The organism is Microcoleus sp. MON1_C5 (genome assembly GCF_036701875.1).
GTDB lineage: Bacteria > Cyanobacteriota > Cyanobacteriia > Cyanobacteriales > Microcoleaceae > Microcoleus.
On record NZ_JAUBRN010000064.1, the window covers coordinates 1 to 14,183 of the forward strand.

A 14,183-nucleotide genomic window follows, 5' to 3' on the forward strand; every position below is an offset into this window, starting at 1 on the left:
ACTCGTTCAATTTTTCAAAACCTCAATATCCCTTATGGCACGTTTTCCTCTGCGTAGAGTGACAAAAGAGGGTTAAGTTGAAACTCTGATCCGCTCTGGACAAGAAGCGATTCAAGAGTTTTTAAGTAATTCTAGCATTCACTGCTTAGAGCTTCATTGATTCAAGAGTAGTCATGCTTACGCTGTAACTATCTCCGGCTTGATATCAGGTGATGCTGGCTCGAAGTGCAACACCATGATTTTCTCTCTTGGCAATCCGAGAGATTCATAAGTGCGTCCGTTGCGATCGCTAAATTCAACCTCAAACGCTGCACCATCAGCCAACAGTTCAACCACTGTCCTAACTTGTCCGCGCCGCAGGTTGTATTCAGGAAGGTCAACAGTTAAGCCAACAACATCTAGCAATTTGACTGTATTCTTTGCCACTCTTATCACCTCCAGGCACTATAGAGGGTAGCAGGTTGTTAATCTCGGAATCTCTGAATCATGCTCAATAATCCAGTTACTCCGAAGGGTTGGACTTCTATTTTGCCATTGAATCGAGAAATCTAGTATGTAGCGTTGTCCCAACTCATCTGGCCTTCCTAACTCAGCTTCGTTAGTTGGAATGACTTCAACCAAAATCTGGCGCAATTCCTCAGCATTGTCAGCCGTCATTCCAACAATTGACGAGAAAAGCCGTGCTTTGTGCTTGCCATCGTCGTGTGCTGGATTGAGGCAGTAGCCACGCAGTTTACGAATGTCAACGACCGCATTCTCTGCATTAGGAATAAGCATAGAAAAGATGATCGCAAAACTCACTTATTACCTGAAAACTGCGAACCAGAGGACTGCTGGGCGAGCGCAAAACTGACAGATATCACCGAAACTACGTGCCTCAACCATCGGTGAAATGTAGCCCAACCGAACAATTGAGCGGCTGCAAACAACCTTTACAACAGCACCAATATCTATCGGCAGTCAGCTCAGACCGGGTTGTTAGCTAGCTTCGCCACCAACGGATTTATTGGCAATCGAAGTCTTTTTGTATTATCAGTGAATCTTCTCAAGTTCAAATTCTAGTCGAAGCAGTTCTTTTTGATAATTCTTAATAGCTTGACCTACCAAATAGTTTCTATTACTTCTTTCCCAGGTTTCTAGCCCTTTCTCAGAAAAAGGCAAGACGATGTTGTGTGCAAAAGCCATCACGCCTTGAAAGCGTTGACTCAAATCACTACATTCAGTTGGGGCTGAACCGATACGATCCACCTGAAGATATAACTTTTCTATCTCTGGATATAGTTGTGACATACGATCTAGATAATTAGCTTCAATTAGCTGCTTCCGATTGAACATATCTGTGAATTCGATCGTTTTATCAACAATAAGTTTTGTGTTACTCAAGATGCAATTCATAGAATCTAGATAGGCTTCCTTCGTTACTTTAAACGAATCAAAAATAGTCGCAAGCTCTCCATAGCTTTTGTTCCAGTCAATAACAATTTCATCATCAATCTGTTCACCATCTAGCTTTGTAGGTAAAAATTTGGGAGATAATTTTTTACTAATCCACTCAGTTCTACAAATCCAGTTTGCAGAACTCACATCATCTAGAGAAAGATACAAGAATAGCCAAATTACTTGAGCTTCTTTTCCTTTCCAGTGTAGTTTTACCTCGTTGTTTCTATAATATTCGCTAGATTTTAGTTCAGCAGTAATTTTTCTGACAATTTCTATCATATCGGGTTTTGCATATTCCTTGCTTAGAAGAATGTTTGCAGAATATCTTTTTGCCCCACCATGACTAAGATCCCGAAATGAAAGGATTGTGTAACCATTAGTCGCAGTAAGTTTTCTACTAAACTCTTGAATTTTTTTAAGCGATAGAATATTGATCTGCTGTTCAAAAGGGATAATAAGTTTCCATGCCTTATTGGTCTTCTGGACATTACTACTATTAACTGCCTGCCAATAAGCAATTTCTTCCTCATCATCATATAAAACAACCATGACAGGTAATGAGTGTTCCTGCCAGTATTCTAGATGCTCTGTCTTGCCACGAAAAACAAAGCCTTCAGTGGTTTTCTCCTTAAACCAACTTTTCCCAGATTTGATCTGAAGTGCAATTAATTTACCTGTTGCTGTATTACTCTCAACCACTTCAACGTGAGCATCGATACCATAGTCTTCTATAGGTTGCTCACGAAAGATCCAACCTAATTTCTCAAAGAGTAAGTTTGTTCCGGCAACACCAATTCTTCCAGTACGAGAGTTTGAATCAGCTTTCATAATTGTATCGCAGAGCCGGTATAATACTTTGTTTAACCTAAAACTACCGCAAATTTATCATCTATGTCAACCTTCTTACTCCCCGTGGGAATCTCCTTTTGTGGATCAAGTTCGGCACACCATCCCACTCAAACACATGAGTCGTGGCACTTAAAAAATTTACTTATATTACATATTATGGGTCGTAAGGTGCGTCAGAAACTAGATTTTTGAGTTGACTCTCAACTATCTGACTGACGCACCCTACCGAATACTAAACATCGCGTTCTGTCCGCACCCATTTAGTTTGCCGCTTCAGGATAAAACCTAGATACAAAGGGATTTTCCAAAGGATGTAAAAAGGTACGGATAAAAGAGTTGAGCCAGAAATATTGGCACGCCCGAATTTTGCCCAAGCGCTGACAATTGAAAGTAAAATTAGCAGTCCTTGTACTGCTAAAATGACAGCGGGAATTGGGGATGTTCCCAAAATTGCTGCTAGTAATGAGGCGGTAAAAGTGGCTAGCCAAATAGCGACTAAAAGTGATAGGGGAGGGACTGACAAGTCGAGGGCGATCGCCAATAAGTCAAAACGTTTTTGCTCGACTGAAGCTGCTGTCAGCCGGGGAGTTTGAGTTAACAATGTCTGTATGTGACCGTGTTCCCACCTGGTTCTTTGACTTTTAGCTGCTTGCTGCTGCTGTGGCAAACACCCGGTGACGTTTGCTTCGGGGCAGAATACTGTTGGGTGTCCGGCGATCGCCAAATCCAAACTCATCTGCATATCTTCAACAATATTGCTGCTAGCTAGGGAAACCGATCGAATTATCGACCAGGGAAAAGCCATGCCAGTACCCGTTAGTAATGATGGGAATCCTAACTTTTTTAATCCGCTGGGACGAACTAAGTTTTTCACAAGAAATGCTAAAGCAGAAATGGAATCTTTAGGAGTAGGATTTGGTGGCTGTTCCATGAGATAAGTTGCTTGCACTGGTCTTTGTTCAGCAACTGCAATCCGGGCTAATTTTTCTATAGAGTCTGGCTGACAGATGCAGTCGGCGTCAACCATGATGACTACTTCGGGGGGGTCTGATTCGATCGACTGCAAGCCAAAATCCAGTGCGTATCCTTTGCCCTTGCGTTGTGTGTCTTGGCGCTCGATCGCACTTGCACCGCAGTTACGGGCGATTTCTGCCGTGGCGTCCGTGCAGTTGTCAGCAATCACTAACAGGCGGTCTTGAGGTGTTAGCTGTGGCAATATGGTGGAGATTGTCGCGGCAATTCCTGCTGCTTCGTTGTAAGCGGGAATTAAAACTACTACTTTGGGGCGGGGTGCTTTAGTTTCGGCTGTCTCGCCCTGGCCGGACAAGAAAGCTGCACTGCATTCTAGAAATAGGACTGCAACGGGAATTAGAAGGATCAGGGCGATCGCCAATAGCACAACATCAATCAATAGGAACGGTAGCTGATTTATTTCCACAATATCTAGTACCTTAATTTAATTTGTTGCGTTCGTTCAGTTCATGTAATAAAATTGCACCTGTAATAACTCAGCGAGCAAGCCTATCTTAAGTATCATATCATCTCCGGTAAAAGAACCGTTATAACCTTTGTAGTGATGAATTAATTCGTTATAAAACTATTAGGACTGGCGTCCTCACTACCAATTAATTGAAGCGCGGTTATTGGAGCCGACATAATATAATATTATCTCCTGTCGATTCTGACAATCTTAAGTAAATAAATTTAATTAAACTCAACCACCTCCCGACTGGAGAAACCAGGTTTCTAAAAGAAACCTGGTTTCTGCGTTTTCTATTTTTAATCAACTAAACACTTAGTCGATGTTGAATTCATTCATCCCCTGTGGGTGGGCACTCAGGAAGCCATCTCCCAACTCAAAACTATGTTCAAGCTAAGCTGCATCGGGGATAGCAACAGGTTCAGATTTTTTGGTGGTGAACTGTGCGGGGGGTGCAAATTCTCTGAGATATCTCGACAGCGATCGCAAATATCCCACTTCTGCTTGAATCACATCCAGGGTAGAAAGACTCTCAACTAAGTCATCAAACTCATCTGCCGTAACTCCAGCACTGTGCAATACTTCTTGGCTAAGCCGCCCGCAGATTCCTTGCAGGAGGAGTTGGATAATCTCGCTATAGTCAGCGATTTCCGTTCCGTAACCTTGCAATTTCTTGGGATTGATTCCCCATTGCAAAATCTTCAACAAGTCTTCGGGGGCACTCCACGCAAAAGAGGAAGCAATCACTTCTTTTTCCGCTGCGACAAGAGCGTGCTTGATTTGCACCTCGGGGAAATCTGGATCGATGATTAAGCTTTCCAGCTTCGACACTTGTTTATCTAAGACGGGCAAAGAAAAAGGAGCTAATTCAACACTCACCATGTCGCCCGTATCGTTAACACTTCTAAAAGGATCTTCCAAAACATTAATTAAGAGGTGAATGTCTGTAGGTTTTTTCCAGTCAAATTGTCCAAGGAAAAACGGTTCTTCATATCCCGGCAAAAGTCCTTGAAAATAAATCGGCAGATTTTTGCCCGATTCAAGAATTTTATAAAGAGCTACTTCCAAAGTTTCTGTCGGCCACCCGAGATTACTTACGGCGACAAATTTAAGTTTTCCGGGAACGGACACAACCAGTGAATTCAGCAATAAATGTACGGCTTCAAAAAGATTTTGAGCAGTTACGTAGCGGTGGGGAGCGTGAACGTTGACAGTTTTACCTTGCTCTACTTTTTTGGACATTTGCTCGCAGAACAAGCTATTTTCCAACATATGAGTAAAGCGAACCATCCCGTAAGTGACATCTCCTTCTTGAGCTGCTTTGGCAAATTGCCATTCGGCAAACTTCTTCGAGGCGGCGTAAACTTCGGTTGTAAAATATCGAGATGTTTTGCCTGTGGAAGAGAAGATGCAGTGTTCTACGCCGTATTCTTCGCAGAGTTGGATGACGTGTTTACATCCTAACAGGCTGGTTGTAACTGTTTCTCGGATTTTGATTTCAGCGAGTCCGGGTTGGCGCTGGGCTGCTAGGTGAAAAACAATTTCTGGTTTTTCTACCTCAAATATGTGTTTGAGCGCGTCGAGGTTGCGAATGTCGGCGGCATAGAAAGTTACTGCACCTTCTCTGTTAAAAAGCGGGAGATTTTCTTCGGGGTTTTGACATCGGGCATTGTCTGCGGAAATGATTTTAGTTGCGCCTAATTCGAGGAGTTTTTCGATTAAGAAACGACCGACACATCCTTCTCCACCGGTGATGAGGATGGTTTTTCCTTTGATTTGGCTGCTGACTGCGGATGCGTATAGGTGAATAGTGCGATCGCGCACGTCGCTAAAAGGTTCGCTTTCTAATTGTCCGTCGGCTTGATAGGCTGCGATTAGCTGTGCGGTGAGAGTTTTTAAGGTCGCGAGGATTTCAGGATCTTGCGGTTCCGGGGAACCCGGGGGAACTAGCTGCTGGATGCGCTCAATTATTTCCGCTTTGCTGGCACCTTCAAAAACTTCTCTTTGGTTAAATGCACTCTTCACTTTTTTGGCTCCTTTAAATTCTAGAAATACTGTTGCGGATAAGCGACTTGTTAAACAAATTTTCGAGGGACAGAATCTTTAAAAGTCTGCTTGGTTTTAGAATTTTTTAGACTGAAAGCTACTTAATCGGAAAGAGACGCGATCTGCTCTGCTTGTAGTTTTATTAAGCGCTTTTTTAACCTGCTTACTTCTGCCATCGGCAAATATCGGCAAAGTCCGAATGTTCTCTGTCCAAAATTTGTCACTACAACTATATACTTAAATTGCTGATTGTTGGCAATACTCGGAACATATCTTTACTATTTCTTTGCAATCACCTGCGAGTTTTCACGCAATTTTAAAGTTTATGTAAAGTAGGGTCTACGTTTAAAAAATTTAACAATACAGTCGATATTGATTATAGCATTTTACTCTTTAATTAAAATGTATTATTTGTTACTAAATACAGTTGACTTTTAAGTAAAAATACGCAGAAAAGCCCCGAGCAAAATATTTCCGTCTGCTAAAAATCTTGTTACTTGAGGGGTGGGGTAGTCCTGCTGTGCCTACCCCTGTATGGGTGCTGCTACTAGGCGCGAACAATGCGTTCTTTTTTGCTGCCTTCAAAGCCACGAGCGTCCCCAACATCGTAGCCTCCTGTTCGCAAGCGACGGTCTAAATCGCTGGCTTCGGGAGAAGTTTTGGCCGCTTCTTCGATCGTCACTCTGCCTTCAAGCACCAGTTTGTAAAGACCCTGGTTGATAATCTGCATTCCTTCGTAAGTATCATGTTCCATTAATCGCAAAGCTTCCTCATCCGCACCTTTCATCAAGTAATCGTGCATGGCAGGTGTATTCACCAAAATATCGTGAACTGCTACCCGACGGTTGTCAACTGTGGGCAGCAAAAGTTGGGCAATTACCGCTACTAAAGAATCGCAAATTTGAATCCGCATCGCCTGTTGTTCCTCGGGCGGGTAGAGGTTCAACAATCGGTTAATAGCGTTAATGGCACTGCGAGTGTGGAGAGTTCCCAATACTAAGTGACCTGTTTGAGCTGCTTGCAACGCTGTATTGATGGTAACGCGATCGCGCATTTCCCCGATTAGAATTACATCCGGATCTTCACGCAAAACTGCGCGCAAAGCCTGCTGAAACTCGTGGGTATGCAAGCCGACTTCCCGCTGGCTGACCAAGCATTTTTTAGAGGGATGAATGAATTCGATCGGGTCTTCAATTGTAACTACGTGCTTTTGCTCCATCTGATTGAGGTGGTCGATCATCGCAGCTACGGTTGTCGATTTCCCCGAACCTGTAGGCCCAGTAACTAATATTAATCCCTGCGATCGCAAAATGATACTTTTGAAAACTTCTGGCAACCTCAAGGAATCGATAGTAGGTATTTCCAAACTAATCAACCGCAATACCATCGCACCGCCGCTGAGGGAATCAAAACAGTTTAGCCGACACCGCACGAAGCCAGGGTAAAAAATTGCTGAATCTAATTCCTTGGTAGTTGCAAACTGTTTTCGCTGTTCGGGGGTGAGAATTTCAGCTAGGTAATGTTCAAAAATTTCTGGCGTTACTTTAGGGTGGGTGGTTGCTACTTGCATCACGCCGCGAATCCGAAATCGAGGTACTTGGCCGACTCGAATGTGAATGTCGGAAGCTCCTGCGCTATGGGCATCTCTGACCATTTGTTCGATCGTACTGACGGGTGTCTCAACAGAAGACCGCTGCTGGGCCGGAGGGGGCGCACTCGGCGCGGGTGCAGGAGGCGGCGCGGGAGTTGCAGCCAAGGGCGGGGGCGGGGGCGGTGTGCGGCGGGCTTGAGCCTCTGGTCGAAGGGGTGTACGATTGTTTAATGGGTTCATTTTTTTGTCTCCAGTCAGTCTATTTTAGATTTTAGATTTTAGATTTTAGATTTTCTCCACAGATTAATCTGGGAGCAGGAACTAGAGTCTAAAATTTGGGGATCGACCCTGACCGAGTGTCGGGGGCTTGTATCCATTTTTGGGCGGGGTCTATGTGATTTATTGCGAAAAAATGCCCGATTTCTAATCTTATCGCTCGCAGCTAATTCGGTGTTAAATGCTGAGAATATTTTACAATTAGGCTTGATAGGACGATCGAGTAATTAACAATTTAAACTCCTATGAACATCGGTCACAAAATCGCCGACTGGCTCGAAAATCGTGCTGTTACCCCTGCCTACGCGGGTTGGCTGCTGTTGGGGATGACGGTTTTCTTTTTTGGGTCGGCGACTAATACAATGTCTGGGTGGCTGTACGTGCTCAGCGGTGGGGGTTTGGCGCTTTTGGGAGTAGCGGCGGTTTTGCCTGGAAAATCGCTCCGTTCCTTGGAAGTCCGTCGCCGCCCGATCGAACCGGTGAGTGCGGGCGATCAAATCACCGTCGAACTAGAAATCGAAAATCGCGCCCGCCAACCTAAGACTCTGTTGCAAGTGGTAGACATCTTGCCGTTTGTATTAGGAGAACCCGTCGTCCGCCCGATCGAAGTCATAGAGCCTAACAGTATATACAGGGATACATACTATTTAGAAGTGCGGCAGCGCGGGGTCTATCGGTGGCAAGAGGTAAACTTGAGGACGGCGGCACCTTTAGGGTTGTTTTGGTGCCGACGCAGCCGCCCAGTCAAAGCGGTGGCGGTTGTGTATCCACAAGTTTTGCCGTTGAGCACTTGCCCTTTGATCGATCGCATCGGTCAAGAAGACAGCCCGCAATTTTACAATCGCAGTCGATCGCAAACTGCTACCGAAGGCCTCACGCGCAACCTGAGACCTTACCGCCACGGAGACCCGACCCGCCTGATTCACTGGCGCACCAGCGCCCGCTACGGAGAACTGCGGGTGAGAGAGTTAGAAGTTGCAGCCGGCGGTCAAGAAATTATTATTGCTCTCGACAGCGCTGCGGCGTGGCAGCCAGAAGAATTTGAACGAGCCGTGACTGTAGCTGCGTCTCTTTACTTCTATGCTAGCAAGCGCCTGTTAAACGTCAAACTTTGGACGGCCGGGACTGGACTCGTTTCGGGCAACCGGGTAGTTTTGGAAACTTTAGCGGCGGTTAATGCTAGGGAAGATGCGGTTGAGAACCGGCCGAAACTGCCGATAATTTGGCTGACTCAAAACTCTGCAACTTTAAGCACTCTTTCCCTAGGCAGCCGCTGGGTGCTCTGGCCGTTGGCAACTGCTGAAACAGGCGAAAAAATGTTAGTCAAACATGAGTTACCCGGTTTAGAAATTCGCTCCGGCCGACCCTTAGAACTTCAGTTACAAGATCCTCTGGAAAGAGCGATTAGTTATTAAAACAGTCCCCGCAAGCTTTTCTGGAAAGAGCGATTAGTTATAAAGATTAACTTCATGAGTTTTTAGGTATCAGAAACTTTTTCCCTTTTAAATCACATATTTTGGGCGGCCTAAGAGTGCACACCACAATATTTTAATTCTAGAGAGATAGTTTAATTTAAATGGCGATCGGCTCGAATCGAACTCTTTGCGTGACAATAAAATCTCAATCCCCATCACTCTATAGTGTCGGGGAGAATTTCGACTACATACTCCGGTACATATTCGGGTCGATTTTCGGACCGATTCGGGGGCACATTCTGGGGAACCTTCTCCGGTGGATGTTCGAGCCTGACTCGCCGGATCGGGAGATTTGCAATTAGTGCTGTGGCCCGCTGGTCGCTCTCCAGCGAGAACTCAGACCCGGTGGTATCGATTTCCACGTAGCGAGATACCACCTCTAGAATTTCTCGGCGCATCGACTCAACCATTTCTGGGCTGAGTTCTGAGCGGTCGTGGGCTAGAACCAGTTTGAGGCGCCGTTTTACCTCGTCGCGGCTGTTGTCAGGGGTGCGCGGGAAAAGTCGTTCGAGAAGTGTATATATCATGGGTCGGGCGGGTTTGTCAAGGGTTAGGCATAGAAAAGGTCATACCATTTTCGATTTTCGATTTTCGATTTTCGATAGGGGAATCACTGATTCCCGTCTGGTTTGGAGCTGGTCTACAGTTTCATTCTTTTTGGGAACTGCTGTCACTGGGGGAAAATTTGGGGTAGTTTTTGTGATGCGGTCGCTGCTGTTAAAGATCGATCGCCAATGAGCACATCACATAATTTTAGTATTTAAGAACTTGCGGAGGCGAGTAAAGAAGTTTTCGCGACGGGGATTGAGATCTAGAAAATCAACTTTTTCGCCTTCTAAGCGGCGGGCAATATTGTCGAAGGCAGTTCCAGCTAAAGAGGCCGTTTCCGACAATACTAATGGTTCGCCTCGGTTGGTGGAAACAATGACGCGCTCGTCGTCGGGAACGACGCCTAACAGCGGAATGGCGAGGATTTCCCGCACGTCTTGTACCGACATCATATCATTTGCCAGCACCATTGCGGGTCTGATCCGGTTGACGATCAGGTTGATTTTCTTGACGTTGTTGGCTTCCAGCAGGCCGATGACTCGATCGGCATCGCGGACAGCAGCGATTTCGGGAGTAGTGACAATTATCCCTTCTTGAGCCGGCGCGATCGCATTTTGAAAACCTTGTTCAATTCCAGCAGGAGAGTCGATCAAAATATAGTCGTATTTGGCTCCCAACATCCCCACTAGCTGCTTCATTTGCTCGGCGCTGATGGCATCTTTCATCCGAGTTTGGGCAGCCGGCAACAGCACCAAGCGCGGCTGCCGCTTGTCTTTCACCAAAGCTTGCTCTAACCGACACTCTCCAGCGAGAACTTCTAATGCCGTGTAAACAATCCGATTTTCTAAGCCCAGCAGCAAGTCTAAATTTCTGAGACCGAAATCGGCATCAATTACGGCAACGTTCCGCCCCCGTTTAGCTAAAGCCATGCCGAGATTGGCTGTGGAGGTAGTTTTTCCTACCCCGCCTTTCCCTGATGTAACAACAATAATGCGAGCCATAAGCGATTTTTGATTTATTGGGAATTGGTGATTGGGAATTAGTAATTGGTAATTGGCAATGGTAATGGGTAATTGGTAATGGGTAATTGATATTATTCTTGGTTGATAATTAGCAATTATTCTTTGGTAATTTGGCAGCAATCTGTAATTCACTGAATAACAGCAGATTCCACGTTTATGAAGGACACCCGCTTATCGCTCCCCCGCCGTAGTGGCACGGCGAAAGCCTTTGCCCCTACTTCATAAACTCACAACTCTCCTTGTTTTACTAATTCTCTATGAATTTGCACTTAAATTTTAAATCGTCTTTTAGTGACTGATTTAGCCTAGGCAAAAATTATCAAGTGCAGGCTGAAAGAGAAAGAGTATTACCAATTACTCATTACTAATTCCTAATTACCCATTATCGATTACTCATTACCCCCGACTAACTGCGATTTGTCAAAATCAGAGGCTCTACCGATCCGAATCCCTTGAGGCGTCACATAGGCGACTTCCGGGAAAAACTGAGCGGGTGAGGTTTCTGGGCCTCTGGCAACATACTTAGCAATCCTAATCACCATCGGTTCCATCTGCAAGGTCATAATCACGCTTTTGGTATTGCCACCGGCACCGGCGTGCACGACTCCCCGCAAACGGCCCCAAACTAGGATATCGCCTCCGGCGATGACTGATCCGCCTGGATTTACGTCTCCCAAAAGTACGACGGTACCCGGATGGCGAATTTCTACGCCCGATCGCACTGTCATCTGCAAATATAAAGGTTCCGCCAGCGATTGAGGTTTTTCAGCGGCGGCTTTATTCAGGGAAGAAACCGGAGGCTGCTGTTCTACACAATAGCCTGCGGTAGCAGCAGCAACTGCCGTTTGGCGGCGACTGGTGTGGACTCGTTTGAGTTGCAGTTCTACTTCGGAGAGGGCATCGGCGATTTCTTGCAGTTGGCGGATATCTAAAAGTCGATCGCTCCCCATCAATTGTACTTCTGCGTTTGGCTGCCAAAAGCGTTCTCCTGCATTCAGCCTGACTTTTAGCTGCTGCCAAAGTTCAGTCCAAGTCGAGGCGGAGGCTGTTGCGGGTTCGTTATTGGTTTCGGGGGGGAGTAGCAACAGTAGCTGTCCATCTTCGGTTTTGAGTCGGACTTGCAGCTCCAAGCTGACTTCGGGTGTTGATTGAGGGGCGGCAGCAGCGGCTGCGGAGGCATCGGGTGTCATGGGACAGTTTGATATCGGGTAGGGACAGGTTAACATCAATATTAGCCTGACTCGTCTTTTGCCTCAGCATTTGGGAGGAAAAGTCTTGTTTTTTTATTTTTAACGACAGCTAGGGCAATTCTCTTTCGTTTGTGAACAAGATTTTGTTTTAATGAACCGCAGAGGGCGCAGAGGGTACAGAGAAAGAGAATTAAGAGTTCAGAAGAGAGAATGAGAGAAGTTCACAAATTTGGTATCGATTGTGAACGAGATTTTGTTTTAATGAACCGCAGAAGGCGCTGTTGACACAGAGAAAGAAAATTAAGAGAAGAGATAAAGAGAGAACTTGACAAGTTGGGCATCGATTGTTATACACGCAGATAAGATGCAGATAGAAATAATTTTGAATGCTCTAGCGCTTACTAATTATTAATTGTCAATTACGTTATGCAGCAAATAGAACATTATCGCGGCAGTCTTCTCGGTTTAGCAGTTGGCGATGCTCTCGGAACAACTTTAGAGTTCTGTCGCCCTGGAACGTTTGCGCCTATTAACGATATGGTTGGCGGCGGCCCGTTTCGATTGCAACCGGGCGAGTGGACGGACGATACTTCGATGGCGCTTTGTTTGGCTGAAAGTTTGATTGAGAAACAAGGTTTCGATCCAGTCCATCAGTTAGAAACATACTTGCGGTGGAAGCGAGAGGGACATTTGAGCAGCACTGGTGAATGTTTTGATATTGGCAATACGGTTCAACAAGCACTTTGGAAGTTTGAAGATACAAGAAAACCTTACTGCGGTTCTACCGATGCTGGGACTGCGGGAAATGGTTCGATTATGCGCTTGACTCCCGTGCCTTTGTTTTATGCTACAAATCCTTTGGAAGTCATAGAAAAATCTGGACAAAGTTCGAGAACTACTCATGCTGCTGCTACTTGTGTGGATGCTTGCCGTTATTTGGGTGCTTTAATTGCGGGGGCTGTGAATGGAGTTGCTAAAGATGTGTTGCTTTCGGAAAGATATTGTCCGATTTCGGGATATTGGGCAGAAAATCCCCTGGTAGCAGAGATTGATGAGATTGCGGCGGGTTCTTTTAAACGGCGACAACCTCCTGAAATCAAAGGTACTGGTTATGTTGTCAAGTCTTTGGAGGCGGCACTTTGGGCGTTTTACAACAGTTCTTCTTTTGCTGAAGGCTGTTTGTTGGCTGTGAATTTGGGCGACGATGCGGATACAACTGGTGCGGTTTACGGACAGTTGGCGGGGGCTTTTTACGGAGAATCTGGTATACCGGAAAAATGGATCTCGCAATTAGTCGAGCGCACTTTAATTGCATCTTTTGGCGCTCGGCTTTTGACTTTATCTAGATCGCTCTGAATACTTATATCAGTTTTCAACCTTCTTTGTTTTTACAATGACTCGCAACTTGAGTTAATATAGATAAATTTACACAAAAATTGCTGGTTGAGGGTTAATACAATGGTACTCGAAGCCCCGTCTATCAAAGCCAAACCAACCGTCACCTGGGAACCCCTACCAGCTAACTTCGTATTACCCGACGATCCGGTGGAAAATATTCAACAACCTTCTCTCGCCGCTGGTCTCACCGATGCACTGGGAGCTGCAGGACTTATTCAGTCAGAAATGCTGATTAGCTCTAATTTGGGGCTAGTCGCAACTATCAATAAAAACATTGTCGTCAAAGCTCCAGACTGGTTTTATGTGCCGCAAGTGCATCCTCTAGCAGAGGGGGTAATTCGCCGTAGTTATACTCCTCATACTGATGGTGCTAATGTGGCGATCGTGATGGAGTTTCTCTCAGAAGCAGAGGGAGGAGAACTATCGGTCAGAGCAACTCCGCCCTATGGAAAACTCCACTTTTACGAACAGATTCTTCAAGTACCTACTTATGTCACTTATGACCCCTACGAAGGTATTTTAGAAGTGCGCTATTTGCAAGATGAGCGGTATGTTTTACATTCAGCCAATGAGCAGGGGCGGGTGTGGATTCCCCAACTGGAACTATATCTCGGGATTTGGTCGGGGGAAAGGTTGGGACAAACCATGAACTGGCTGCGTTGGTGGGATGATCGAGGTAATTTGTTGCTGTGGAGTTCAGAACAAGCTGAGCAAGAAAGGCAAAGGGCTGAGCAAGAAAGTCAAAGGGCTGACCAGGAAAGGCAAAGGGCTGAACGATTGGCGGCTAAGTTGCGCGAATTGGGAGTTGATCCAGATTGAACGCTGATTGAAAGCTAATTTACGATCGCCCTTAATAGACAGGGCTTA

The 14,183-nt window shown here is 45.5% G+C and carries 12 protein-coding genes; 3 read left to right on the plus strand and 9 right to left on the minus strand.

Annotated features, from left to right (window positions below):
* Positions 1 to 177 precede the first annotated feature (177 nt).
* The 6 genes from QUA71_RS24040 to QUA71_RS24065 form a co-directional block, all read right to left on the minus strand.
* Entirely contained in the window at positions 178 to 426 is a 249-nt protein-coding gene (locus QUA71_RS24040; protein WP_333288903.1) for a DUF4926 domain-containing protein, read from the minus strand.
* An 18-nt stretch (positions 427 to 444) separates the two neighbouring features.
* The gene (locus QUA71_RS24045) at positions 445 to 801 is read right to left on the minus strand and encodes a DUF6883 domain-containing protein (RefSeq protein ID WP_333288905.1); all 357 of its coding nucleotides are present in this window, start codon (positions 799 to 801) and stop codon (positions 445 to 447) included.
* A 231-nt stretch (positions 802 to 1,032) separates the two neighbouring features.
* Positions 1,033 to 2,268: a DUF4365 domain-containing protein gene (locus QUA71_RS24050; protein WP_333288907.1), complete on the minus strand. Its 1,236-nt coding sequence runs from the start codon at positions 2,266 to 2,268 to the stop codon at positions 1,033 to 1,035.
* Between the two features lie 253 nt (positions 2,269 to 2,521).
* The gene (locus tag QUA71_RS24055) at positions 2,522 to 3,727 is read right to left on the minus strand and encodes a glycosyltransferase (RefSeq protein ID WP_333288909.1); all 1,206 of its coding nucleotides are present in this window, start codon (positions 3,725 to 3,727) and stop codon (positions 2,522 to 2,524) included.
* Between the two features lie 435 nt (positions 3,728 to 4,162).
* Complete coding sequence (locus QUA71_RS24060) at positions 4,163 to 5,794, minus strand: polysaccharide biosynthesis protein (protein ID WP_333288912.1); 1,632 nt, start codon at positions 5,792 to 5,794, stop codon at positions 4,163 to 4,165.
* 568 nt (positions 5,795 to 6,362) lie between these two features.
* Positions 6,363 to 7,646 carry a PilT/PilU family type 4a pilus ATPase gene (locus QUA71_RS24065; RefSeq protein WP_333288914.1) on the minus strand — a complete coding sequence of 428 codons (1,284 nt, stop codon included), beginning with the start codon at positions 7,644 to 7,646 and terminating at the stop codon, positions 6,363 to 6,365.
* Positions 7,647 to 7,927: 281 nt separating this feature from the next.
* On the opposite strand from QUA71_RS24065, the gene QUA71_RS24070 reads away from it, so the two are divergent.
* On the plus strand, positions 7,928 to 9,097 hold the full coding sequence (locus tag QUA71_RS24070; protein WP_333288916.1) for a DUF58 domain-containing protein: 1,170 nt from the start codon (positions 7,928 to 7,930) through the stop codon (positions 9,095 to 9,097).
* Between the two features lie 215 nt (positions 9,098 to 9,312).
* Here the strand turns inward: QUA71_RS24070 and minE are convergent, their stop codons facing one another.
* The 3 genes from minE to minC form a co-directional block, all read right to left on the minus strand.
* A complete protein-coding gene (gene minE / locus QUA71_RS24075; protein ID WP_445243823.1) occupies positions 9,313 to 9,684 on the minus strand; it encodes a cell division topological specificity factor MinE in 372 nt (123 codons plus the stop codon).
* A 216-nt stretch (positions 9,685 to 9,900) separates the two neighbouring features.
* Positions 9,901 to 10,707: a septum site-determining protein MinD gene (minD, locus tag QUA71_RS24080; protein WP_006635273.1), complete on the minus strand. Its 807-nt coding sequence runs from the start codon at positions 10,705 to 10,707 to the stop codon at positions 9,901 to 9,903.
* A 410-nt stretch (positions 10,708 to 11,117) separates the two neighbouring features.
* Positions 11,118 to 11,918 carry a septum site-determining protein MinC gene (minC, locus tag QUA71_RS24085; RefSeq protein WP_333288918.1) on the minus strand — a complete coding sequence of 267 codons (801 nt, stop codon included), beginning with the start codon at positions 11,916 to 11,918 and terminating at the stop codon, positions 11,118 to 11,120.
* Between the two features lie 426 nt (positions 11,919 to 12,344).
* On the opposite strand from minC, the gene QUA71_RS24090 reads away from it, so the two are divergent.
* Entirely contained in the window at positions 12,345 to 13,274 is a 930-nt protein-coding gene (locus QUA71_RS24090) for an ADP-ribosylglycohydrolase family protein (RefSeq protein WP_333288920.1), read from the plus strand.
* 102 nt (positions 13,275 to 13,376) lie between these two features.
* Positions 13,377 to 14,135 (plus strand): Uma2 family endonuclease, encoded by a 759-nt coding sequence (locus QUA71_RS24095; protein WP_333288922.1) that lies wholly within the window; start codon positions 13,377 to 13,379, stop codon positions 14,133 to 14,135.
* The last annotated feature ends 48 nt before the right edge of the window (positions 14,136 to 14,183 follow it).

What these genes read in the sequence shown, in the direction of transcription:
- QUA71_RS24050 (WP_333288907.1), bottom strand. Translation starts at nt 2,268, where the DNA reads ATGAAAGCTGATTCAAACTCTCGTACTGGAAGAATTGGTGTTGCCGGA.
- QUA71_RS24065 (WP_333288914.1), bottom strand. Translation starts at nt 7,646, where the DNA reads ATGAACCCATTAAACAATCGTACACCCCTTCGACCAGAGGCTCAAGCC.
- QUA71_RS24070 (WP_333288916.1), top strand. Translation starts at nt 7,928, where the DNA reads ATGAACATCGGTCACAAAATCGCCGACTGGCTCGAAAATCGTGCTGTT.
- minE (WP_445243823.1), bottom strand. Translation starts at nt 9,684, where the DNA reads ATGATATATACACTTCTCGAACGACTTTTCCCGCGCACCCCTGACAAC.
- minD (WP_006635273.1), bottom strand. Translation starts at nt 10,707, where the DNA reads ATGGCTCGCATTATTGTTGTTACATCAGGGAAAGGCGGGGTAGGAAAA.
- minC (WP_333288918.1), bottom strand. Translation starts at nt 11,918, where the DNA reads ATGACACCCGATGCCTCCGCAGCCGCTGCTGCCGCCCCTCAATCAACA.
- QUA71_RS24090 (WP_333288920.1), top strand. Translation starts at nt 12,345, where the DNA reads ATGCAGCAAATAGAACATTATCGCGGCAGTCTTCTCGGTTTAGCAGTT.
- QUA71_RS24095 (WP_333288922.1), top strand. Translation starts at nt 13,377, where the DNA reads ATGGTACTCGAAGCCCCGTCTATCAAAGCCAAACCAACCGTCACCTGG.